This window comes from Malaciobacter halophilus (assembly GCF_002837275.1).
Taxonomy (GTDB): Bacteria; Campylobacterota; Campylobacteria; order Campylobacterales; family Arcobacteraceae; genus Malaciobacter; species Malaciobacter halophilus.
Map to the genome: position 1 here is coordinate 37,229 of NZ_NXIF01000026.1, position 24,215 is coordinate 61,443.

At 28.9% G+C, this 24,215-nt stretch carries 19 protein-coding genes; 4 read left to right on the plus strand and 15 right to left on the minus strand.

The features are described 5' to 3' along the window. Positions 1–426: 426 nt before the first annotated feature. Positions 427–2,004, plus strand: a complete 1,578-nt coding sequence (locus CP960_RS06725) for a nitrite/sulfite reductase (protein ID WP_101184650.1) — start codon at positions 427–429, stop codon at positions 2,002–2,004. Here the strand turns inward: CP960_RS06725 and CP960_RS06730 are convergent. Beyond that, a complete protein-coding gene (locus CP960_RS06730; RefSeq protein ID WP_101184651.1) occupies positions 2,001–3,377 on the minus strand; it encodes a chloride channel protein in 1,377 nt (458 codons plus the stop codon). The genes CP960_RS06725 and CP960_RS06730 overlap by 4 nt on opposite strands. 198 nt (positions 3,378–3,575) lie before the next feature. Here CP960_RS06730 and CP960_RS06735 point away from each other — a divergent pair, with 198 nt between their 5' ends. The 3 genes from CP960_RS06735 to CP960_RS06745 all read left to right on the plus strand — a co-directional run bounded on the left by CP960_RS06735 (position 3,576) and on the right by CP960_RS06745 (position 5,782). After that, a complete protein-coding gene (locus CP960_RS06735; protein WP_101184652.1) occupies positions 3,576–4,010 on the plus strand; it encodes a hypothetical protein in 435 nt (144 codons plus the stop codon). Between the two features lie 74 nt (positions 4,011–4,084). Further along, the gene (locus tag CP960_RS06740) at positions 4,085–4,609 is read left to right on the plus strand and encodes a GNAT family N-acetyltransferase (RefSeq protein WP_101184653.1); all 525 of its coding nucleotides are present in this window, start codon (positions 4,085–4,087) and stop codon (positions 4,607–4,609) included. Positions 4,610–4,630: 21 nt separating this feature from the next. Beyond that, a complete protein-coding gene (locus CP960_RS06745; protein ID WP_101184654.1) occupies positions 4,631–5,782 on the plus strand; it encodes a glycerate kinase family protein in 1,152 nt (383 codons plus the stop codon). Between the two features lie 7 nt (positions 5,783–5,789). Here the strand turns inward: CP960_RS06745 and CP960_RS06750 are convergent, their stop codons facing one another. The 14 genes from CP960_RS06750 to CP960_RS06815 form a co-directional block, all read right to left on the minus strand. Next, the gene (locus CP960_RS06750) at positions 5,790–7,811 is read right to left on the minus strand and encodes a dynamin family protein (RefSeq protein ID WP_101184655.1); all 2,022 of its coding nucleotides are present in this window, start codon (positions 7,809–7,811) and stop codon (positions 5,790–5,792) included. After that, a complete protein-coding gene (locus tag CP960_RS06755; protein WP_101184656.1) occupies positions 7,808–10,135 on the minus strand; it encodes a dynamin family protein in 2,328 nt (775 codons plus the stop codon). The genes CP960_RS06750 and CP960_RS06755 overlap by 4 nt, the downstream gene beginning before the upstream one ends. 118 nt (positions 10,136–10,253) lie before the next feature. Further along, positions 10,254–10,985 (minus strand): fumarate reductase iron-sulfur subunit, encoded by a 732-nt coding sequence (locus CP960_RS06760; protein WP_101184657.1) that lies wholly within the window; start codon positions 10,983–10,985, stop codon positions 10,254–10,256. Then, positions 10,985–12,970, minus strand: a complete 1,986-nt coding sequence (locus tag CP960_RS06765) for a fumarate reductase flavoprotein subunit (protein ID WP_101184658.1) — start codon at positions 12,968–12,970, stop codon at positions 10,985–10,987. The genes CP960_RS06760 and CP960_RS06765 overlap by 1 nt, the downstream gene beginning before the upstream one ends. A 1-nt stretch (position 12,971) precedes the next feature. Beyond that, positions 12,972–13,754 (minus strand): fumarate reductase cytochrome b subunit, encoded by a 783-nt coding sequence (locus CP960_RS06770; protein ID WP_101184659.1) that lies wholly within the window; start codon positions 13,752–13,754, stop codon positions 12,972–12,974. Between the two features lie 225 nt (positions 13,755–13,979). Further along, positions 13,980–15,482 (minus strand): NADH-quinone oxidoreductase subunit N, encoded by a 1,503-nt coding sequence (locus tag CP960_RS06775; RefSeq protein ID WP_101184660.1) that lies wholly within the window; start codon positions 15,480–15,482, stop codon positions 13,980–13,982. Continuing rightward, entirely contained in the window at positions 15,479–16,960 is a 1,482-nt protein-coding gene (locus tag CP960_RS06780; RefSeq protein WP_101184661.1) for a complex I subunit 4 family protein, read from the minus strand. The genes CP960_RS06775 and CP960_RS06780 overlap by 4 nt, the downstream gene beginning before the upstream one ends. A 1-nt stretch (position 16,961) precedes the next feature. Beyond that, positions 16,962–18,848, minus strand: coding sequence for an NADH-quinone oxidoreductase subunit L (nuoL, locus tag CP960_RS06785; protein WP_101184662.1), 1,887 nt, complete (start codon positions 18,846–18,848; stop codon positions 16,962–16,964). Further along, entirely contained in the window at positions 18,845–19,159 is a 315-nt protein-coding gene (gene nuoK / locus CP960_RS06790) for an NADH-quinone oxidoreductase subunit NuoK (RefSeq protein WP_101184663.1), read from the minus strand. Before nuoK ends, nuoL begins: the two co-directional genes overlap by 4 nt. Beyond that, positions 19,159–19,680, minus strand: a complete 522-nt coding sequence (locus tag CP960_RS06795; protein WP_101184700.1) for an NADH-quinone oxidoreductase subunit J family protein — start codon at positions 19,678–19,680, stop codon at positions 19,159–19,161. Before CP960_RS06795 ends, nuoK begins: the two co-directional genes overlap by 1 nt. After that, entirely contained in the window at positions 19,673–20,179 is a 507-nt protein-coding gene (locus tag CP960_RS06800; protein WP_101184664.1) for a NuoI/complex I 23 kDa subunit family protein, read from the minus strand. The genes CP960_RS06795 and CP960_RS06800 overlap by 8 nt, the downstream gene beginning before the upstream one ends. A gap of 1 nt (position 20,180) precedes the next feature. Continuing rightward, positions 20,181–21,464, minus strand: a complete 1,284-nt coding sequence (locus tag CP960_RS06805) for a complex I subunit 1/NuoH family protein (protein WP_101184665.1) — start codon at positions 21,462–21,464, stop codon at positions 20,181–20,183. Then, positions 21,461–22,897, minus strand: coding sequence for a 2Fe-2S iron-sulfur cluster-binding protein (locus tag CP960_RS06810; protein ID WP_101184666.1), 1,437 nt, complete (start codon positions 22,895–22,897; stop codon positions 21,461–21,463). Before CP960_RS06810 ends, CP960_RS06805 begins: the two co-directional genes overlap by 4 nt. Positions 22,898–22,926: 29 nt before the next feature. Further along, positions 22,927–24,213 (minus strand): citrate synthase, encoded by a 1,287-nt coding sequence (locus CP960_RS06815; protein WP_101184667.1) that lies wholly within the window; start codon positions 24,211–24,213, stop codon positions 22,927–22,929. Positions 24,214–24,215 lie beyond the last annotated feature (2 nt).

Sequence of the window (24,215 nt, forward strand, 5' to 3'; positions counted from 1 at the left end):
TTGACCATTTTTTGAGTAATTACTATATAAAAAATATACAATAATTATTTATTATATCAAAAAAAAAGTTTTTAAAGCTTTACAAAGACCTAAAATAGGTATTTCTAGCCATAAAATTTGATAAAAATTTTTTTCTAATTTTCAATTGTTACTTTTTTATACAAAAATCATAACTAATTTTATCATGATAAAAATAGATAAGTAGCTTCTAGTGTAAAAATAGTGAATATTTATAAAAAACTAATCTTAAATATTAAGAAATATTAAAGTATTGCTTAAATAATCTTTTGAAGGTAGTAATTTCTTTAAAATAAGTAAAAATAAACTATAATATCTTTTACTTATAATAAAAATAAATTTATTTTATATATAATTAAAAAGTGTTAGTATAAAATATTGAAAACTTAAGAAAATTTAGGATTGCAAATGGAAAAAGAGTTATCAAAACTTGAACAACTAAAAGCATCAAGAAACCCATTAAGAGTAATTGATGATATATATAAAGAAGCAAATGAAGGTGTGCCATTAAGTGAAGATTATATTGGTTTATTGAAGTGGTATGGAATGTATCCACATATAAATCATGATGACTTAGAAGATAAAAAATACTTCATGAAAAGAATAAAACTAGTAGATGCTTCTATGAATCTTGAACAACTTAAAGTTATGGGTAAAATTGGAACACAGTTTGCTCAAGGTTTAATAGATTTTACAACAAGAGAGAATGTACAGTTTCATTATATTCAAATAAAAGATTTACCTAAAATTTTTGAGATGCTTGAATCTGTTGGCTTAACATCAAGAATGGCATCAGGAGATGGTCCAAGACCAATTGTAACATGTCCAGTAAGTGGTTTAGATGCTACTGAGATATTAGATGTAAGAGATATAGTAAAAGAAATAGATACATATTTTGACACAAATGAAGATGAATTTTGTAATTTTCCTAGAAAATATAAAATATCAATTAGTGGATGTTCTTGTCATTGCTGTGGTCATGAGATACAAGATATTGCATTTACAGCTTTTAAAGATAATGAAGAGGTTCTTTTTGATTTAACTATTGGTGGTGGATTAGCAAAATCAAAACAGATAGCTTATAGAGCAAATAGATATGTAAAAAAAGAACAAATAAAAGATGTAGCAGTAGCTGTTGCAGAAATTTTTAGAGATAATGGAAATAGACATAATAGAAATAAAGCAAGAGTAAGACACTTGATTAATGAATGGGGTGTTGAGAAATTTGTAAATGAAATAGAAAATAAAATTGGATATAAACTTCAAGTTGGATTACAAGAGCCTCAAATCACTCCAATACAGAAAAGAAATCATTTTGGAATTAATAAATCAAAAATCAAAGGTGAAAGCTTTATTGGGTTTGCAACAATTGCAGGAAGAGTATCTGGAGAAGATTTTGTAAATTTTGCTAATATTTTAGAAAAATATGATGCAAAAGGTATAAGACTTACAACTACACAAAACTTTATTGTATATGGAGTAAAAGATGAAGTTGCCAAGCAGTTAGCAGATGAGTTTGATGCTTTGGGTTATCCTTATGAACCTAATACTTTTAGAGCAAGAACACAAAGCTGTACAGGAAAACAATACTGTAAATTTGGAATTACAGAAACTAAAAACTATACAAAATCTTTGATTAAATATTTAGAAGAAAAACATAGTGATTTTGATGAAAGCGTAATGATTTCAGTATCAGGTTGTGGAAATGCTTGTTCTCATCCACAAGTTTCAGATATTGGACTTATTGGTTGTAAAACTAGAATAGATGGACAAAGAGTTGAAGCTTATGATATTCATTTAGCAGGACACTTAGAAGGTACACAAAATAGTAAATTTAGTCAATCACAAAAACTAAAAGTTGCAGCAAATGAAGTTCCACGTTTTCTTGAAAATTTAATTAATGAATATAAAAAAAATAATTTAAATAGTAGTAGCTTTAAAGAGTATCTAACAAAAGTTGATTTACATACAATACAAAAGAGTTAATCCTCTTTTGTATGTCTTATAATATTTTTCAATCTTCTTCTCATTTTTACAATTTTTTCTTTACTTTTGGATGAGAGGTCAATATCGTTGTTTTCAAAATCTTTTCCAAATTCAATACTAAGCATATCTGATTTTTTCATTTTTAGTATTTGTGAAAAGAATACACTTCTATGCCCAGTAATTAAAAAACTAATTACTGCACTAATAGCTGCATAATGGGCAATCTCTATACCAAAGAGTTCAACTGCCATAATAGTAGCTGCTATTGGAGCATTTGCCGCACCTGCTAAAACACTTGTAAATCCAAGTGCTGCAAATAGTGCAAGATTGTCTCCAAATATTTCTCCTAAAAAGTGTCCACTAGTAGCACCAATATAAAAAATAGGAGTAATAACTCCACCACTACCACCAGCAGATAGAGTTATGGAGGTGAAAATAGTTTTCATTATAAATGCATACCAAGGTATATCTTCTGCAATACTTGGGTCAGAATAAAGTACATCTGAAATAGTATTTAATCCTAATCCAAAGTATCTATCTCCCACAAAAAAAGATAAAATAACTAGTATTAATCCTCCTAAAAAGGCTTTAGTATAAATATTTATATCTATTCTTTTTATATAATAATCAGATTTTTTAAAAGCAGTAATTAAAAAGTCTGATACTATACCAAAAAATAGACCTGCTATAATAACTTGAAATACTAATGTTAAATCTAAAGGAATAGTTTGAGAAAAATGCAAATTAAAGTAAGTATAATTAACTCCAAGCATTTTTGCTGTTGTATATGCAGCAAATCCAGAGATAAATGAAGGAAGAAGCACATCATACATAATAATACCTACAATTAATACTTCTACACCAAATATTGCACCTGAAATTGGAGTACCAAAAACAGAAGCAAAACCTGCACTAATTCCACAAATTACTAATTTTTTTCTATCTTTTTTTGAAAATTTAAAAAGGTCTGATAGGAAAGAAGCACTTCCTGCACCTATTTGTGCACCTGGTCCTTCTTTTCCCGCAGACCCACCTGCAAAAAGAGTTATTATTGTTGCAAGCAACTTTATAGGTATAACTGCAACTTCAATTTTCCCATCTTTTTTATGAACAGCTTCAATAACTTTTTCTGTTCCATGTCCTTTTGCATTGGGTGCGAATTTTTTAACAAGATAAACACTTAACATCAAAGCAAAAGGTAATAAATAATAATAATCAAAAGGTAGGAAACTTCTACTTACTTCTGCTTGATGAATTGTGTTTAAAAAGAATGTGATTATAAACCCAATTGTAACACCTATAAAAGATGATAATAAAACCCATTTTGTAACACTAAAAAATATAACTGATTGTTCTAAAATATGTTTTCTCATGTAAGTACTTAATAATTGGTTTTTCTTTGATTTTAACTTATTTAATATGAATTTAAGATTAGAAAATGAAAAAATTTCAATATTTGGTGCCTATTTTTAGGTACTTTGTAAAAAAAAGTAAAAAAAAATCAAAAATCAATCACAAAAATCCTTAAATTTTGCTATAATATATATAATTACTACAAAAAAAGGGTAAGAGTGGAGAATTTAGCGAAAGAAATTTCTGAAGTTATAGTTTCAAGTAGAATCACAAATATTACAGATAATATGGATGATGTTATAGATATACTACAAAAGGATGAGGACCTATTTTATAAAGTAGAAAATCTATTAACAAAAGATGATATTGTTTGGGTAAATAAAAATAATAATAAAATTTTCTTTGAAGTATCTTTTGAAAATGATTATCCAAAATCTGTAAATAGTAAAATATTGGACTTAGAAACTGAGGTAAAATGGATTGAGAATCAAGTATGTAAAGATGAAGACTCAATTAATTGGGAAAATGTTAAGTATAGATATAAAAGAGCATTAAAAGAGTTAGGCTTCAAAAATGTTACTTATTATCAAAAAGTAAGAGAAGTAATCTTAACACATAAACCAAAAAAGTGGAGATTTCTAAACAATAACTAAAAACTATTCCTACATATACATATTCTAAGAATATTTAGAGTAGATTAATACATAAAAATTATGTAGGAATATCTATGCAAGAAATATTATTAAATTCAATAAATTCAAAATATTTTGACACTTCATGGAGTCTTTACCAAGACTCTTTTCCATCAAATGAAAAAAGAGAATTAAAATCACAAGAAAAAGCTTTTCAAAATCATAATTATAATGCTTTATGTTATATAGATGATAAAAATGAGTTTATTGCTTTACTTTTTTATTGGCAATTACATAAGTTTATTTTTATAGAACATTTTGCTGTGAATCCTAAACTTAGAGGACAATCTTATGGTTCTAAAATTCTAAACAAGTTTTTAGAAAATAAAGAGAATATTGTATTAGAAATTGAGCCTGTTTGTGATGAAATGACACAAAAAAGATTGAACTTTTATAAAAGATTAGAGTTTTTTGAAAACGAGTATGAACACTATCAAATTCCTTTAAAAAAGGATGATAAACCAATTAAGCTATCATTATTATCTTATAAAAAAGCAATCAATAATGAAGAGTATAGTAAACTTCATAAAATGATGCAAGAAAATCTTGCAATTTATTAGGATAATATTTTAGGAGAAGTTATGAATATATTGATTGCTAGTGATTCATTTAAAGACTCATTAAGTTCAATAGAAGTTGCAAATAGTATTCAAAAAGGCTTTAAAAGAGTCTTCTATGATGCAAAATATGAAAAAGTTTTTTTAGCAGATGGTGGAGAAGGTACTCTTGAAGCTGTTTGTTCACAAATTTCAGATTGTGAAATAAAAAAACATGAAGTGTTAAATCCTATTGATGAAAAAATAGAAGCAAAATATGCTTTTATAAATGAATCAACTGCATTAATAGAAATGGCACAAGCAAGTGGATTAGAACTTGTTCCAAGAGATAAAAGAGATATAATTAACTCTACAAGCTTTGGCTTTGGACAATTAATCGCTGATGCTGTAAAGAATGGAGCAAAGAAATTAATTTTAGCAATTGGTGGTAGTGCCACAAATGATGTTGGAATTGGAATGCTTCAAGCTTTAGGTGTAAAGTTTTATGATGAGCATAATGAGGAGTTGTCTTCTAAAAAAATCCTTACTGCTAAAGATATTTTTAAAATTGAGAGTTTTGATATAAGTGCATTAAGAAGTTTTAGAGATATTAAGATTGTAATAGCTAGTGATGTAACAAATCCTTTATGTGGTAAACAAGGAGCTACTCATATTTTTGCAAAACAAAAAGGTGCAACTTCAAAACATATTGATTTTTTAGAAGAGAGTATTTTTAAGTTTGCAAAAATCTGTGAAAAAAAACTTGCAAAAAAAACAAAAGACAAGCAAGGTGCTGGTGCTGCTGGAGGAGTAGGATTTGCTTTAAATACTTTTTTAAATGCAAAATTTAAAAGTGGGATTGATACTGTAAGTGAGTTGATCTTTTTAGAAGATAGAATTAAAAATGCAGATTTAGTTATCACAGGAGAAGGAAGAGTTGATTCTCAAACAGCATATGGTAAAACAATCACGGGAGTTTTAAAACTTTCTAAAAGTTATAAAAAGCCAGCAATTATAATTGCTGGGAGCCTAGATGAAGGATATGAAAAACTATATACATTAGGAGCTACATCAATTTTTGATATTACGCCAGCTCCTCTTGATATAGAAGATTTATTATCACAAGCTGATAAAAATTTAAGTGCAACTGCATACTCAATTGCAAGTATGCTGCATTTAGGGCAAACTTTAAAATAAAAGAGAGTTAAATACTCTCTTTTATCTCATATAGCTTTTTAATCTTATTATTATATATGTCTTTCTTTGATTCAACAAATCTAATTCTATCTTCATTTATCTCTAAATATTGTTGTTTAGAGTATTTTATAATTTTAAATAAATAGTTTCTTTTTGATGTTAGAAAATCTTCGATTTTTTCAAACCCGAAATTAACTTTTAATTTTGTAAGAATTTCATCTTCTCTTGGATGAACAACATTGAATTTAGTAGGTTCTTTTTTATGTAGTTCTTCAGACTCTTTTATTTGTTGTTCAAAGTGAGCTATCGTTGCTTGAGTTGTTTGTATATAAGAGTATGATAAAGCTCCATTAAAATATGCAAACTTTTTTCTAAGTGCAGAAATGTTTTCTAAAATTGCTCTATGAAAGTCAATTAATACATTTTCATAAACTTTTGCAGCAAAGTGTCTAGTATTTGAGAACTCTAAATCAGATGAAATTTCTCTATGTTTTTTTATTTTTTCATAAGCTTCTTGCCATTTATGAACTTCTGATTTTAATATTCTATATACATCTCTAAAGGCTTCATCTGTTTGCAATTCATTATTTTTTAACATTTTAATTGAACGTTTAAACATTTTATCAATTGTTTGATCATCATAAAAAAGATTTTTATACACATTATCACTATCTATCCAATATGTAGTAAATTCTACTTTTTCTATTTTATCTGAAGTTAAAAATTTACCTTTTTTTTCTTGGTATCTATAATCTGTGATTTTTTTTACATTTTTAAATGTCTCGCTAGCCATTTTTTCCATAATTGTTTCAAGTGAATTATATATATTAAATAAATCTTTAGAGTATTTTTTATGAATATTATCAAAAGCTTCTAAGATTGCTTCTTCTTTAGATTTTAATATCTCTATTAAAGAGTCATATGTTCCAATTATTGTTTCATACTCTTTTATCAAAATATCACATACATTTCTTAAATCTTTTTTTATTGCAAACTCTTTTGCTTCTTTAGCTTTAGGTCGAATTGTATTTTCAATAAACTCTAAAACAGCATTTATATTAGACTCTTCTAGTTGTTTTAAATCTATTGAAACATCTTTTGATTGAATTTTTTTAACTTCATTTTTAAAACTTTCAAAGTTTTTTGAAAAGAATTGTAAAGAATCAACTTCTAAGTTTTCACTTAGTTTTGATTTAAATTCATTTGTAATTTGCTCATAAGCACTCTCTAAAAGTATATTTTTTTGATGTTTTCTTGAATCAAGTGCTTGTTTAGCAGAAATAGGAATAACTTCTGCAAAATATTTTCCAAATCTATCTTTTATATAATTTGTAGTTGTTTGAATCTGTTCTTGTGTAAACTTATCTTTTTGGTTTAGAACGCATAGTGATTTATCTTTAAAGTGTTGCATATACTCTTCAAGTACTTCTGCTTCACTTAATTTACCTGCATTATCAATAAGAGTAAGCCAAATAATTCCACCAACATCTCTTAAAACTCTTCTTGTAGTCTCTGTATCACTTTGACTTTGAGAATTTAAACCAGGAGTATCAACAAAAGATATATCTCGTAAAATATCCATAGGAGCATATAAAGTTAGATATTTTACTTCTTCTAATTCTTCTTTTCTTTGGTCTGTAAATTCAGCAATAGCATCAATACTATAATACTCTTCTGCTCCAGATTTATATGTAATTTTTAGTTTATACTCTTCACCATAATTAATAAAATTTACTTTTGATGTTACAGGTGTTATTCCAGTTGGAAGAATATTTCTTGATAATAATGCATTTAAAAAAGTTGATTTTCCAGCACTAAATTGACCTGTTATAGCAACTTCCATAGGATATCTTGCTCTTCTTGTAAATTTATCTAGTATGGATTTTAGTTGAACAGAAGGCAAAAAATCATCATCTAATAAAAGATCTTTTACTCTTCTTATTTCTCCTACTATACTATTTTCATATGCAACTTCTTTTTTTATATATGCTTGTTTGTACTCTTCTATAAATTGTTGTAATAACCTCATTTTTTACAAGCCTTTTTAATTGTCTCTAATCTTTTTAGTTTTTTATGTATTTCAATTGAGATTTTATCTTTATTTTTATCATTTTCTTCAAATGACTTAAGTTGTTCTTTCAAAATCTGTTCATCACTTAATAGTTTTGCTTCAAAGCTTTTAAGTGGGGCATTTAGTGTTTCAAAAAAACTATCTATTAACTGCTCAGAAACCTCTTTTGCTTTTATTTTTATTGACTCTTCAATTAGTTTAAACTCCTCTTCTAAGAAGCTTTTTATTTGTGCATCTAAACTTTCAAGTTTTGATACTTTTATTTTTGAAACTGCATTAACGATTTTAGATATTAAAACATCATTTGAAGCAGTCAAAAAACCACTTTTAAAATCTTGTTGGAAGAAGCCTCTTGCATCAAAGTTATCATTATCATGTTTTAAAGTAAAACCAAAATCATGATATTTTTGTTCACAAATTTCACCAATACTTTGAGATTTTTTTATGAATTTATATCTATAATCTCTTACAACATCAATAATTCCATCTTTTATTGCAGTTTCTACTATACTTTTTGTTCTATCTTTTGGTGGCTTTTGTTTTTGTTTTTCAAAAGTATATCTTACATCACTTATAACTCTTTGTCTTATTATGTTTTGTAAATCAATTAATTCTGCACTTAAAAAAGCTTCTAAAGATTCAATATAGTTTTTTGCATCGCTTTTATAATATATAATATCTTCTTGCATTGCTTGAAATATTTTTTCGTTTGTTGTTTTTTTCTTATTAAACTCTTTTAATTCAGCTTCTAATTCATCTTTTGACTTTGATAAGAGTTGTAATTCATAATTTAGTGCTGAATATTGTTTATCAATAGTTTTAATAAGTTGTGATTTTGCACTTTTTACAATTAAGTCAGTTTTTGAACTATTTTTACCAAAAAGTGATTCAAAAAGATACTCTTCTATTTCTAATATTCCTGTATCTTCAATTTTAAAACCAGATTTTATTGCTTCATTTTCTCTTCCTGTTCTATGAAGTAAAGCCATTTTCCCTGATATTGGTATAAACTTTATTGTTTTTAAAATATAGTCTAATTGACTATCTTTATTTAATTTATGAAGTTGTCTTTTTATAGAAGTTTTAGTGTAGTTTATTACTTCTTCTAACTCCTCTTTTGTTACTGTGTCTGCTCTTGTAATTACTATTAATAATTTTGAAATATTTTGATAAAGTAATGCATCTACAATAAATTCCACATCTTTTAAAGTAGCACTTTGACTTACGTTCATTAAGTGTAGCATCATATCACAGTTTGATAAGTACTCTTTAGTTATCTCTTCTCTTTGAATAACTGGGTCATCAAGACCTGGAGTATCTACTATTTCAATACCATCTTTTAAAAACTCTAAATCTGATTTTAGTTCTACATATTTTACTAAATTACATTTTTTTCCACTTGCTTCTGCTGAAGTAAAGTTTGCCAAACTATTTATATCAACACTATCACTTCTTGATTCATCTTTTATATAATTATCTAGTTCATCTTTAAATAAAGTTTTTGTTTCTTCTACAAACTCTTTTATTGATTCTATCTCTTTAGCACTGTTTTCTATTCTATTCCATTCTTGTTTATTCCAATAAAATACATTTGCACTTGGTGTTTTATTGTATTTTACAATTGTTAAATTTGCTGTTTCTGGAACAACTGCACTTCCTAGTATCTCTTTTCCCATAAGTGCATTTAACATTGTAGATTTTCCTGCATTCATAACACCAGTAATTCCAATAGAGAATTTTTGAGTATTTACATAGTTGATAGTTTCGTCTAACTCTTCTTTTAAGTTTTGTTTAGTAAAAATCTCTTTTAATTCATTTATAGTATTAAAAATTTCATCTTTATGCTCTTTAAAACTTAGGTTATTATCTACAAAAATATCAGACTCTTTTTTTGTAACTGTTATTTCAGTAGGGTCAAAAAGAGAGATTAGTTTTTCATTATCAGCAATAGTAATAATCTCTTGACTTTTTAGGTATTCAAAGGCATTATGAAGTAATTTTATATCATCATGATTATTCTGTTTAGAGATAATTTCTACAATATTAAATTGTAATTGATATAATTCATTTAAATTTGTTGGTAAATCTTTTGTTACATATTTGCAAATATCTTTAAAAGATTTTAAAGGTAAATATTTTTCATAATTTTTTCTTGTTGCACTTAATATAAGTGCTGCGATTTCAAAGAATTCAGCTTCATTTGATTTTGTTATTTCATGGTAAATCTCTTTTTTTATTTGAATCCCATGATATAGTAAAAAATAGTCATTTGCTAGGTTCATCCTGCCTCCTATACTAGCGTTAAATATAAAAAGCTAATTACCAAGTTTTGGTAATTAACTTTTTATATTAGATTTTTTATGTGAAGAGGGAGGTCAGGTCTCTTCACATAAAGTAGTTTTACTTAAGTGATACTAGTTTTCTTCTTAAGTAAGCGATTTTATTTTGTAATGGTAAGTGTTTTGGACAATGGTCTTCACAAGCCATTAATGACATACAACCAAAAATTCCATCATCATCACCAATTAATTCATAATAGTCCTCTGTTGTTCTATTATCATGAGGATCCACTTCAAATCTTGCAACTCTGTTTAATCCAACAGGACCAACAAAATCAGGTCTCATAAGCATAGTACCACAAGAAGCAACACAAATACCACACTCAATACATCTATCTAACTCAAAAGTTTCATCAGCTACATCTGGGTCAACTCTTTCTTCTATTTTAGAAATATCAGGTTTTTCATTTGTATGAATCCATGATTCAACTCTTTTAGACATAGAATCCATCCATTTACCAGTATTAACTGATAAATCTTTTATAAGTTCAAATGCTGGCATAGGCATTAATTTTAATTTTCCTTCAGGATAATTTGAAGTTAATGTTCTACAAGCTAAACTTGGTTTACCATTTACTACCATACCACAAGAACCACAAATACCAGCTCTACAAACAAAGTCAAAAGATAAGTCTGGGTCAATGTTTTCTCTAATATAGTTTAAAGCAATAAAAAGAGTCATACCAGGAGTCTCTTCAAGTTTATAATCTACAAAGTGAGGTTTTGAAACCTTACTTCTAGGGTTGAATTTAAGAACTGATATAGTTATTTCTCTACCTTTTTCTACACTCATTACTTATCTCCTACTCTTTCATTTTTCTCTTTATAATTCATTGGTAATTCAAATGGCATTAATGCATCTTGAATCTCATGTCTATCTTTACCCTCAGCTTCAAGTTTTTCTCTTATTGAGTCAACTTCATCTTGTCTTTTAGCAGATAGCTCATTTTCAATAATCATACCCTTAGCACCATAACCTCTAAATGCTGGTGGCATTTCCATTTTCATAATATCAAGTGGTGCATACTCAAGTGTTGGTTCTAAATCATCGCTATTTGGCCAAGTGCATAATGTTCTATTTAACCAATTTGCATCATCTCTTTTTAGATAATCTTCTCTATAGTGTGCCCCTCTTGATTCAGTTCTATCTCTAGCCCCTTTAGCTACACATAATGCAACTTTTAGCATTTTTGGAACTCTATATGCTTCTTCAAGTTCAGGATTTCCAGCTTTTTCTTTAGATTTAACAGTAATTTGTTTAGTTTTAGCTAATAACTCTTTTAATTCTTCAACAGCTTCTGCTAATGGTTCACCAGATCTAAAGATACCAACTTTTTCATCCATAATATCTTTCATTCTATTTTTTATTTTGAAAATATCTTCATTTCCATTATAAGATAGAATTTCATCAATATATGCTTCTTCTTTATCAACAAACTTTTGAATTGTAGAAGTAGGAATAGTAACATCATTTTCTTTACAAAAATCAGCAAAATAGTTACCAATAATCATACCTGCAACAACAGTTTCAGATACAGAATTTCCTCCAAGTCTATTAAATCCATGCATATCCCAACAAGCAGCTTCACCACAAGCAAATAGACCTCTTAATCTTGTAGATTCACCAGTTGGTTTTGTTCTAATACCACCCATAGAGTAGTGTTGCATTGGTAAAACTGGAGCCCATCCTTTTTTACCTTCATCTGCTGGGTCAATACCATTAAAGATTTGACAAATTTCTTGTACATCTCTTAAGTTTTTCTCAATATGCTCTCTACCAAGAATAGAGATATCTAGCCATACATGATAACCATAAGGAGATGGAACACCTTTACCATTTCTAATATGCTCAATCATTCTTCTTGAAACAACATCTCTTGAAGCAAGCTCTTTCTTCTCAGGCTCATAATCAGGCATAAATCTGTGTCCATCCACATCTCTTAAAATACCACCATCACCTCTACAACCTTCAGTTAATAAAATACCTGATGGTACAATTGGAGTTGGGTGGAATTGTACTGCTTCCATATTTGAAAGTGTTGCAATACCAGTTTCAAGTGCAATTGCTGCACCAATACCTTCACAAATTACAGCATTTGTAGTTTGTTTAAATACTCTTCCATATCCACCAGTTGCAATACATGTACCTTTTGCAACATAAGCTTCTAATTCACCAGTAATTAAATCTCTTACTACTGCTCCATAACATCTACCATCTTCATGAATTAATGAGATTGCTTCTTTTCTATCTCTAATATCAACTTCATGTTTTAAAGCCTCATTTGCAACACCAAATAACATAGTATGTCCAGTTGCATCTGCTGTATAACATGTTCTCCATTTTTTTGTTCCACCAAAGTCTCTTGATGTAATAAGTCCATGTCTATCTTCATCTTCTGTAATAGTTGTTTTTTTAGCATTGATAACTGCTTCTCTTGAACCTGCTCTAACTCTAGTCCAAGGTACACCCCATCCAGCTAATTCTCTAATAGCTTTTGGTGCAGTATGTACAAACATTCTTGCAACTTCTTGGTCACATCCCCAATCACTTCCTTTTACAGTATCTGCAAAGTGTAAATCTTCATTATCTCCATCAGACATTTTTGAGTTACCTAAAGAAGCCTGCATACCACCTTGTGCTGCAGCACTGTGTGATCTTTTTACTGGAACTAATGATAAAACGATAGTACTAAGTCCTTTTTTTTGTGCAGCAACAGAAGCTCTAAGTCCTGCTAGTCCTCCACCAATAACTAATGCATCACAGTAATTAATCTTCATATTATGCTAGCCTCCCAGTATTATCAATTTTCATAATTTTTGCAGTTGGTACGTATCTTTCACCATAATTAGCTTTATGCTCAAGACCAATTTTCATATAAGCTGCTAATGAAGCAAAACCTAATACAAGGAAAAATACAGTTAACGCCCATTTAACTTTTTTAAGAGATTTTCTAGTTTCTCTTGGGTTATTTCCATCAAACCATCCCCATTTAACACATAGTCTATAAAGACCAATTGTTCCATGGAATTCAACAGCTAATAATAAAAGGATATATAAAGGCCACATCCAATCACTAACAACTCTATCAGAAGATGCATATGGTCCAATTTCTCCTGGATTACTTAACATAATATATAAGTGTACAGAACCTAAGAAGAACATTGCAAAACCAGTGAATGCTTGTATAAACCATAACTTAGTATCATCATGCCCCATATTCTTAGCGTGTGCTCTCATTACTTGATATTGTTTAAAGTTACCAGGTAACTTTCTCATACCTAACGCAGCATGAACAATAAATATAACAAAAATTACAGCAACAGCTGCAGATACGAATAGTGGGTGTCCTCCCTCAATTATAAAACTTCCCTCTAATGCTTTTGTCACACTATACATAAAGTCTTTACTAATTAATATCGAAGATACTAATAGCATGTGAGCCCACATAAAAAGAGCTAAAAATAGACCAGTAGCACTTTGAACATAGTCAAGTTTTGCTGGAAGTCTACTCTTTTTTCTTTCCGTCGTAGTACCAATATAACCTTCTATTAGGTCACTCATTTTACATCCTTTCTAGTGATATTACTAATGTTTTAAACGTAGCGCTATAATAGCAAAAGTCATCTTCAAAATTAATTATAAAATAAAAATTGGGGTATGTACAATTGTTGTACACTTAAAAGATTTAAGCATAAAAAAAGCCCTATTTCTAGGGCTTTTGAAAGAAAGTTAATTTCTTAGTAAAATTAAAATGTCATACGTGTTTTTGTTACATAATAACACATTTTAGTTAAGTAGTAGTGACTTAACTGTCATTTGTGAGATTTCTATTATTGTATCAATTCCTGGCATTGGAATAAAAAATACAATTGCACTACCAATACCACCTAAAATTGTAAGTATTGCTAAGAATGCAATAACATATGTTGATACTCTTTTATCATTAAAACCTTCACTTTTACAAGATGCATTTGCTGGATAAAAATACATCATTGCAATTAATCTAAAATAGTAATAAACTGATACTATTGTAGCAAAAATTGCTAATACTGCAAGTGCTGCAAAACCTGCGTTTATTGCTTCAGTAAATACATAAAATTTACCAATAAATCCAATAGTTGAAGGAATACCTGCTAAACTTAAAAGGAAAATAGTCATCATAGCTGCTAAGAAAGGTCTTTCTTTTGATAAACCTTTAAAATCATCATAAGTAACTCTTACACTTGTTTCTGAAATAATATGAGAAATTAGTCCAAATGAACCAATTGCTGTAACTAAATATGCAATCAAATAAAACATTGTTGCATATGCTGCTTCAACATTTTGTCCTAATGCTAAAAATGCTAATAGTAAGTATCCTGTATGTACAATAGAAGATGCTGCTAGCATTCTTTTTACAATTTTTTGAGTTACTGCTAACCATGTTCCAAAAATTAAAGTTAAGATAACTAATACATACATAATAGTATCCCAAAAATCAATAATAGAAGCTATATCTTGTAAAAATATTCTTAAGAAAAATGAGAATATTGCAATTTTAAATACTGATGCCATGTACGCAGTAATAATCATTGGCGCACCTCTATAAACATCTAGTACCCAAGATTGGAATGGGAATGCTGCAATTTTAAAAAGAAAAGTAAATAAAATTAATGTAATACCTATATAAACTAAATTTAATTCAGCACCAGAGTGTGTAGAGATAAATGTTGAAATTTCACTTAAGTTTGTTGTTTGTGTTGCACCATAAATTAATACAGTACCTAATAAGTAAAATGCTCCAATAAATGAACCTAAAACTAAATATTTAAAAATAGCTTCAACTCTTTTACTATCATCACTATTATATCCAACCATTACATAAACAGAAAATGAAGCAATTTCAAGTGCAATAAAAGCTGTTACTAATTCATTTGCATTTGCTAATAAAATCATTCCAAATAAAGCAAACATTAAAATAGTAAAAAATTCACCTTTAAAATATTTTCTATGTAAAAAGTAATGTTCTCCTATTAGTATTGTTAGTAAAGTACCTAATATAAGTAAAATACTAAAAAAGTTAGAGAAAGAATCAAATATAACTACATTATTGAAAATATCACTATAAACTTTTATAGAATAACTACCTGAAAATGAGTAAATTGAAAAACCTAATGCGATGATTAGAAAAATTGATGCAAATGTAATAAAGTTCTTAGTAGAAAACTTATCATACATACTTAAAAGCATCAATACAATACTAGCTGTTAAAACTGTTAAAATTGGCATTATTAAGATTAGTTGATTCATTTCATCGCTCCAATTTTTAAGATGTCATTGATATAGTGAGTTACAGTTGGCTCAAATTTATCTATGAATATATCTGGGTAAATACCCATTAAAAATACTAAAATAACCCATGGAGTTAAACCAACAATCTCTTTGATTTTTAAATCTCTCATTTTTAAGCATTCACCATCTCTTTTTTGTAATATAGCTCTTTGAAACATCCATAACATATAAGATGCACCAATAATTACTGTAAGAGCTGAAATATAGCCTAAGGTATGATTAAACTCATATATACCAAAAATAATTAATAGTTCAGATACAAATCCATTTGTTCCTGGTAAACCTACATTTGCAAATAGCATAATTGCAAAAATAACTGTAAATATTGGTGCAGTTTTTGCTATACCACCTAATTTTTTAATAGATTTTGTTCCTGTTTCATCATGGATTATTCCAACTAATAAAAATAGGGCACCTGTTGCAATTGCATGAGCAATTATTAGGTATAAAGCACCATTTATTCCATACTCATTTAATGAAAAAATACCAGCAGATATAAAACTTAAGTGTGATGCTGAAGAGTATGCAAACATTCTTTTAATATCATCTTGCATAAGTGCTGCAATACCAAAGTAAATAAGACCAAATAATCCAAATATCACAAACCACATAGAAAACTCTACATATATATCAGGAAAAATTGGAATCATAAATCTTACAATTGCATAAACACCTAATTTAGCCATAATAGATGATAATAAAAATACTGCACCTGTTGGAGCATTTTTATATGTTTCCATAATCCATGTATGTAAAGGAAAAATTGGAATTTTTATAGCAAATGCTGCAAGAAATGCTAAAAATAACCAAATACTCTCTTCATAGCTTAGTGTAGTTATTTTCATTAAGTCATTGTATTGAAACGACCAATAGCCATATTCAGAATTAAATGCAACACCAAGATAAAGAATAGCTACAAACATTAATAGTGAACCTGCCATTGTATAAACAGTAACTTTTATTGTTGTAAATACTTTGTCTGCAAATCCATATATACCAATTAATAAGAATACTGGTAAAAGCATAACTTCCCAAAAGAAGTAAAATAGTACAACATCAAGTGCTAAAAGTGAACCTGTAACACCAGTTTGTACTAAAAGCAAATTAATCCAATAACCCTTTGTTCTTCCTTCCCATAAAAGTAAATATGAAGTAGGAATTAAAATGGCAATCATCATTAGAATTGTTAATGAAAAACCATCAACACCAATATAGTAATTAATACCATAACTACTAATCCATGAGGCATTTGTTACAAACTGCATACCTGCACTTGGTTCAAACTCTAAATATAGCTTTAAAACTAAAGCTAAAACAACTGTAGTTGTTAAAAAAGCTATATTTCTAACAGCTTCAACATTCTTTGTTGTAACCATTAATCCAAAAGCTACAACAGCTGGTAAAAATATTATAAAAGATAAAACATCTGCACTCATACTACAATCCTAACGAAATATATAAATATACAAAGATACAACTCATTCCAACTAACATAAATCCTGCGTAGAATCTTACATTTGCATTTTGAATAGTTGCAACTTTTTTCCCAAATGAAACAAACTCATTACATACAGTCATAATAAATCCATCAATGATTTTTTCATCAACTACTTTATCAATAAATGTACTTAATTTTTTACTTGATTGAACAAATAATTTATCGTAAAGTTCATCTATATAGAATTTGTTTGCAATGATTCCTTCTTCACTCTCTGGTTTATAAATATCAAATTTAGCATACTTTTTATAAGCAACTACAATACCAGCAGCTGCAATAATAATTGAGGCTGCCATTAGTATATATTCTGTTGAGTGAGACATATGTATAGCATTTGAGTTTAATTGAGAAAGCCAAGTATCAACCCTTGCTTCTCCACCAAATATTGCTGGTAGATTTAAAAATCCTGCTGCTATTGCTCCAATAGATAAAATTAATAAAGGGAAAGTTATAGTTTTTGATGTATATATATGCTTTGTAACATTTTTTGTTGGCGCTACAAAAACAATAAAATATAATCTAAACATATAAAATGCAGTTAGAAATGCTGTAAACATTCCAATTCCCCAAATTAAATATTCACCCTCTTGAAAAGCTGCTGCTAAAATAGCATCTTTTGAAAAGAAACCTGAAAATGGAGGAATACCAGAAATTGCTATTACACCTACTAAAAAAGTAAAGTGAATAATAGGTAATTGGGCTCTATGTTGTGCAATTTTAAAAATATTTTGTTCATGATGAAGGGCTATAATTATTCCTCCAGCACCCATGAATAGCATAGCTTTAAAAAATGCGTGTGTAAATACATGAAATAGTCCTGAACTATAAAATCCAAGTCCAACAGCTATAAACATATATCCTAATTGAGACATAGTAGAGTAAGCAAGTATTTTCTTAATATCTTGTTGTTTTGTTGCAATTACTGCAGCAAATAAAGCTGAAAATGCACCAATGTAAGCAATAAATAGACCAATGTTCTCAATACCACTATATAAAAAGTGAAATCTTGCAACCATATAAACACCAGCAGTTACCATTGTTGCTGCGTGAATAAGTGCTGAGATTGGTGTTGGCCCTGCCATAGCATCAGGAAGCCATACATATAATGGAATTTGTGCTGATTTACCCATAGCACCAACAAATAATAAAAAGCCTGATAATATTAGTAATTCTGTTGAGGCATTAGAGATATTTGCTTCAATTGCAGAAAAGCTTAAAGAATCTGCACCTATTGCAAAGAATAGTGTAACAACACCTAAAAGAAAACCAAAATCTCCCACTCTATTTGCAATAAAAGCTTTATTCCCTGCAATTACATTTTCTTTGTCTTGATAATAAAATGCAATTAGAAGGTATGAACATAGCCCAACACCTTCCCATCCAATAAAAAGAATAATAGGGTTATCTGCTAGAACTAAAATTAACATCGAAGCTAAAAATAGATTAAAATATGCAAAAAACTTACCAAATCCATCATCACCTTTCATATATCCAATAGCATAGATATGAATTAGCCATCCAACAAAAGTAATAAACATAGACATGAAAATTGCTAAGTTATCTCCTAACAAACTCATTTGTATAGTTAAATTACCAATTGAAAGCCAAGTAAATAGATTTTGAGTAAAAATTATACTATTTTCTTCCATTTGTAAAAAAAGATTTAATGTTATTAAAAAAGCAATTAAAGGTGTTCCTGTCCCAATAATTGAAAATATTTTATCAGAAACTTTTTGCTTTTTTATATGATAAAAATAGAATCCTGCATTTAATATTGCACCTAATAAAGGGGCTAATATTATCCATACTAATAAAGGAGTACTCATGATTTTTCTCCTTGTGTAAGTGTAGTAAAGATATCAGTATCTAAAGATTTTTTTGATCTAAATAGTAAAATAATTACTGATAAGAAAATAGCAGCTTCAGCAGCAGCTATTGCAATCACAAGTACAGTCATAACTTGTGCATCTAAATTGAAATGGTATCTAGCAAATGTAACTAAAAATAGTGTAATACCATTTAACATTAGCTCTATTGACATATAAATAACAAAAATATTTTTTCTTGCAATAACACCAATAACACCTATTGAAAATAGTATCATTGAAACAAATGCATATGATGATAAACTTATCATTATTGTTCTCCTTTATTTTCTTTAGGTTTTCTTCTTTTTGCAAGAACAATTGAACCTACTAAAGCAACTAAAAGTAGTATAGAAATAAGTTCAAATGAAACTAACCAGTTATTATAAAGTGCCATACCAACAGGTTTTATGTCTCCAAAATTACCTTCTACAATATTTAAATCTTTTTCAGGTAGATTTGCTACTGCTTTTAAAACTAAAATATTTAAAGGTAAAACTAAAAGAACACCTAAACCAATTAGTGAGTATTTTTTTGGTTCTTTTGGTAAATCTTCTTCTTTAATATTAAGAAACATTAAAATAAAAAGAATAAGAGTCATAATTGCCCCTGCATAAACAATTATTTGAACCATAAATAAGAAGCTTGCACTTAATAAAGCAAATAATCCACCAATTGATAGCATAGTTATTAATAGACCCAATGCACTATATATTGGACTTTTGTTTATTAACATTGCAACTGCACCTGCAATTGCAAATGCACTTAGTGCTACAAAAACTATATCAGCCATCATTTAAATCCTTTGAACGTTCATTTGACATTAAGTACTCTTTATCAACTACAAACTCTTCTCTTGATGAGCCAGTAAATGAAAAGATTCCTGTATCCATTCTAATTGCATCGCAAGGGCAAGCTTCAACACAATACCCACAATAAACACACTCTAAAAGGTCAATTTTGAACTGTTTTGGTCTTTTTTCAGCAACTCCATCAAATCTCTCTTCTGCATCAATAAAAATACAGTTTGCTGGACAAGCAGTTGCACACATATAACATGCAACACACTTTTCACTTCCATCATCCCATTTTGTAAGTCTGTGTACACCTCTGTATCTTTCACTTAAGTCTTCAGGTTGTACTTCTGGGTATGACATTGTTTTAAGATTTGATGTATCTTTTAAATTCTTAACAAAGTGCGTAAAAGTTGTTTTCATTCCACCTGCAATTGCAGGTAAATAGAGTTTATCTTTTAGCGACTTTCCGTGTCTAGGTACTATTTTTATTCCCATCTTAACTTCCTGTAACTACAATATATGTTGCTGTTATTACAATATTTAATAGTGATAAAGGTAATAACACTTTCCAACCTAACATTTGAAGTTGGTCATATCTAAATCTTAATAGAGTCCATCTAATCCAGATAAAAACTAAAGCAACAAGTAAAAACTTAATAAGAAAAGTTAAAACTTGAAGTACTGCAACAGTAATAGCTATACCATTTTGAGTTAGTCCTGTTGCTAAAAACCATCCAAATAAAGCTACTGTACCTATGGCAAGTGCCCAAAATATTTTATTTAAAATAGCTGTTTCTTTTGCTCTTACATTACTTGAATCTTTCCAGTTATTATTTTTTTTCATCCAAGTTGTTAAAATATATATTTTTAAAGGTACAAGAATTATTATTGCAATCATCACATAATCAATATTATTTTTTAATGCTTGTGTATCTAACCAAGGTATTTGATATCCACCAAAAAACAGTGTTACAATTATGGCACTTGCAGCACATAGTGCAGCTAATTCTCCAACTTGAAAAAGTCCAAATCTCATTGCTGAATATTCTGTGTGATACCCTGCAACAATCTCTGATTCACCTTCAGCTAAATCAAATGGAGCTCTATTAGCTTCTGCAAAAGCAGTAACAATAAAAATCAATGCTGCTAAAGGTTGTAGAAAAATTCCCCATGCTGGTATAAATCCAAATACTAACTCTCCTTGCGCTACAACAATATCACCTAAATGAATTGAACCATAAGTTAAAAGCATAGAGATAACAGATAAAGCCATGGCCGCTTCATAAGAGATAACTTGTGCAGTTGCTCTAATAGAACTTAAAATACCATATTTACTTCCTGATGAATAACCACCTAAGATGATTCCATATGTAGATAAACCTGCAAATGCTAAAAACCACATTATTCCAAGTTCCATAGGTAATGCTTGCATCATATGTGATTGACCATCTATAACTAAATCATCAGCAAAAGGAATTACACCAAATGTTAAGAATATACAAAAAAATAGTATTACAGGAGCTAAAGTAAAGAAAAGTTTATATCTAATATGTGTAGGCATAAAATCTTCTTTAAATACAAGCTTTAACATATCTGCAATACTTTGTATAAGTCCTCCAAGTCTAATTGGACCAATATTACATCTATTTGGCCCAGCTCTATCTTGAATAAAACCAGCAACTCTTCTTTCCCACCATACTAAAATAGGAGTCATTCCTGTTGCTAAAATCAATGCAATATGAATATTAATGATTATAACTACTAAAGAAACCGTTGTCATATATTTCCTTTTTCCACCATACTTTTCATCTCTTCAATTAATGAAGTAATTGATAAAGCAGGATTCTCTTTACTCATTTTTGATATAACTTTTTGTTTTATACCATCACAATTAATATAAGTACCACTTTTTTCAAAGAAAGAAGATATTGCTATTGCAACATTAGAGTTTTTAATTGTTAAGCAGTTATGTGAAAAACAACTAACAACTTTTTTATTTTCCAATAAATCTAAGTTGTCTTCAAAAAAGCTATTATCTAAAACAACAACCAGTGAAGCTTTTGCTAAATTATTTTTAAACTCTTCTTCATCTTCACTAATTTCATACTCTTTAAATGCAGCTCTATTTGTACTTCTATCATTTGTTTTTAAATAATCATCTTTAAAAGAGTCATCAAAATAGTTTGGTGAATAACCAGTTACATTTGCACCAATCATATTTGCAAGAGCTTTTACATTTTGCATCTCTTCACATGAAAGATTTGGGCTTAATACAAAAAGCACATCTTTATTTGTTGCAATTAGTTTAAACATTGAAGCAATACTATTTTCAATTGTTGACTCTTTTGAATCTACAATTGTATTTGTGAATCTATTTTTATTTTCATTGTGATAAGAGAGTCTTCCTTCATCACAAATAAAATGTCCATTAACATTTTTATTAACTCTTGGTCTGAATCTAAAGATTTGGTCATCTTTATATTTCTCTTTTCTATGATCAACATGAATGTTACAACCTTTTGAACACCCATTACAGATAGCATCAAAGCTCTCAAGGAACCATACTCTTTGTTGGAATCTAAAATCTTTTGATGTTAATGCTCCCACAGGACATAAATCAACCACATTCATTGCATACGGATTAGAAAGTGGTTTTCCTGGGAATGTTCCAATAACAGAGTGGTCAGCTCTATTTATTACACCTAACTCATTTGTTCCTGTTATATCTGAACAAAATCTAACACATCTAGTACAAAGAACGCATCTCTCTTGGTCAAGCATAACATTTGCCCCAAGGTCAACTCTTTTTCTTGCATGATTTTTACTATCAACATTCACTCTTGAGTCATAGAAACCTGATTCCATATAGTAGTCTTGTAGTTTACACTCTCCTGCTTGGTCACAAGTAGGACAGTCAATTGGGTGATTAATAAGTTGAAGTTCTAAAATATCTCTTCGAACTTTTTCTATATTTTCACCTTTTGTTCTTACAATCATACCATCTTTAATAGGTGTGTCACATGCAATTTGAGGTCTTTTTTGTCCCTCAATTTCTACCATGCACATTCTACAATTTCCATCTTTCCCTAGTGCTTGGTGATAGCAAAAATGAGGAATATGAATATTCTCATCTAATAAAGTATCAATTAGAAGGCTACCTTTTGTAGCTTCTAATTCTTCCCCGTTTACTGATATTTTTACCATTTCACTCATATTTTGTTATCTCCTTTAGTAACTTCTTTTTAGTTACCAGTATATAATTGTCTTGGTCTAGCAATTTTATGGCTTGGGTCTTGTTTTAATTCAGACCATTGAGAAATCCATCCTGGAATTCTTCCAATAACAAAGATTGGAGTAAACATTTCAACTGGGATTTTAAGAGCAGTTAAAATTACACCAGAATAGAAATCAATATTTGGATATAAACCTCTATCTCTAAAATAACTATCACTTAATGCAGCATCTTCAACAGCAGCAGCAATATCTAATAGTTTTGAATCTAAATTCAACTCTTCTCTTAATTGGTCTTGTAATTTTTTAAGAGTTTCTGCTCTTGGGTCTCTATTTTTATAAACTCTATGTCCAAATCCCATTAATCTAAATGGGTCATTTTTATCTTTTGCTTTTGCAATATAAGATGGAACATTTTTTACATCACCAATTAATCTTAATTGGTCCATTACTTTTTCATTTGCTCCACCGTGTGCACTTCCCCATAAAGCAGAAATACCAGAAGCAATTGCAACATAAGGGTGAGCTTCAGTTGAACCTACGTTTCTAACAGTAGTAGTTGAAGCATTTTGTTCATGGTCAGCATGTAGAGTTAATATTGCATCAAGAGCATCAACTTCAACTTGTTTAATCTCTTCATTTAATCCTCCACCTAGGTATTTCATCTTTCCACCTGGATATGCTCTTAGCATATATAAGAAGTTTTCAGTAAAATATCTATTTACATCAGGGTAAATTAGTGGTGTACCAATTGAATTTCTATAAGCCATAGCTGCAATTGTAGGCATTTTAGCTAAGATTCTTCTTCTCATAGTTTTAAACTCTTCTTCATCTTCTAAATGTAAGTGGTCTTTATAAAAAGCAGAAAGAGCCATAGTAGCTGCTCCCATTGTAGCCATAGGATGGGCACCATCTGGTAAAGCATCAAATAGTCTAATTATTCCTTCATTTAAAAATGATCTATGTCTAATCTCTAAATCAAAATCTTTAGACTCCTCTTTTGTAGGAAGTTTTCCCATCATTAGTAGATGACAAACATCAAGGTATGACTTTTTACCAGCAAGCTCAGAAATCTCATATCCTCTATATCTTAACTCAGAGTTTTCACCATCAATAAAAGTAATTTTTGACTCACAAGAAGCCGTTGAAGTATAACCTGGGTCATAAGTAAACATTCCTGAGTCTTTATAAAAGCTTCTAATATCTACAACACTTGGTCCTCTTGTACCATCAATTATATTATATTCATAAGATTTACCGTTTCTGTTGTCAGTTAATGTCATTGTATTTTTTGCCATAA

Excerpts from the sequence above, each read along its gene's own strand:
- CP960_RS06765 (WP_101184658.1), bottom strand. The coding sequence starts at position 12,970 with ATGAAGATTAATTACTGTGATGCATTAGTTATTGGTGGAGGACTAGCA.
- CP960_RS06815 (WP_101184667.1), bottom strand. The coding sequence starts at position 24,213 with ATGGCAAAAAATACAATGACATTAACTGACAACAGAAACGGTAAATCT.
- nuoL (WP_101184662.1), bottom strand. The coding sequence starts at position 18,848 with ATGAGTACTCCTTTATTAGTATGGATAATATTAGCCCCTTTATTAGGT.
- CP960_RS06795 (WP_101184700.1), bottom strand. The coding sequence starts at position 19,680 with ATGGCTGATATAGTTTTTGTAGCACTAAGTGCATTTGCAATTGCAGGT.
- CP960_RS06725 (WP_101184650.1), top strand. The coding sequence starts at position 427 with ATGGAAAAAGAGTTATCAAAACTTGAACAACTAAAAGCATCAAGAAAC.
- CP960_RS06760 (WP_101184657.1), bottom strand. The coding sequence starts at position 10,985 with ATGAGTGTAGAAAAAGGTAGAGAAATAACTATATCAGTTCTTAAATTC.
- CP960_RS06780 (WP_101184661.1), bottom strand. The coding sequence starts at position 16,960 with ATGAGTGCAGATGTTTTATCTTTTATAATATTTTTACCAGCTGTTGTA.
- CP960_RS06800 (WP_101184664.1), bottom strand. The coding sequence starts at position 20,179 with ATGGGAATAAAAATAGTACCTAGACACGGAAAGTCGCTAAAAGATAAA.
- CP960_RS06730 (WP_101184651.1), bottom strand. The coding sequence starts at position 3,377 with ATGAGAAAACATATTTTAGAACAATCAGTTATATTTTTTAGTGTTACA.
- CP960_RS06770 (WP_101184659.1), bottom strand. The coding sequence starts at position 13,754 with ATGAGTGACCTAATAGAAGGTTATATTGGTACTACGACGGAAAGAAAA.
- CP960_RS06775 (WP_101184660.1), bottom strand. The coding sequence starts at position 15,482 with ATGAATCAACTAATCTTAATAATGCCAATTTTAACAGTTTTAACAGCT.
- CP960_RS06755 (WP_101184656.1), bottom strand. The coding sequence starts at position 10,135 with ATGAACCTAGCAAATGACTATTTTTTACTATATCATGGGATTCAAATA.
- CP960_RS06810 (WP_101184666.1), bottom strand. The coding sequence starts at position 22,897 with ATGAGTGAAATGGTAAAAATATCAGTAAACGGGGAAGAATTAGAAGCT.
- nuoK (WP_101184663.1), bottom strand. The coding sequence starts at position 19,159 with ATGATAAGTTTATCATCATATGCATTTGTTTCAATGATACTATTTTCA.
- CP960_RS06740 (WP_101184653.1), top strand. The coding sequence starts at position 4,085 with ATGCAAGAAATATTATTAAATTCAATAAATTCAAAATATTTTGACACT.
- CP960_RS06805 (WP_101184665.1), bottom strand. The coding sequence starts at position 21,464 with ATGACAACGGTTTCTTTAGTAGTTATAATCATTAATATTCATATTGCA.
- CP960_RS06750 (WP_101184655.1), bottom strand. The coding sequence starts at position 7,811 with ATGAGGTTATTACAACAATTTATAGAAGAGTACAAACAAGCATATATA.
- CP960_RS06745 (WP_101184654.1), top strand. The coding sequence starts at position 4,631 with ATGAATATATTGATTGCTAGTGATTCATTTAAAGACTCATTAAGTTCA.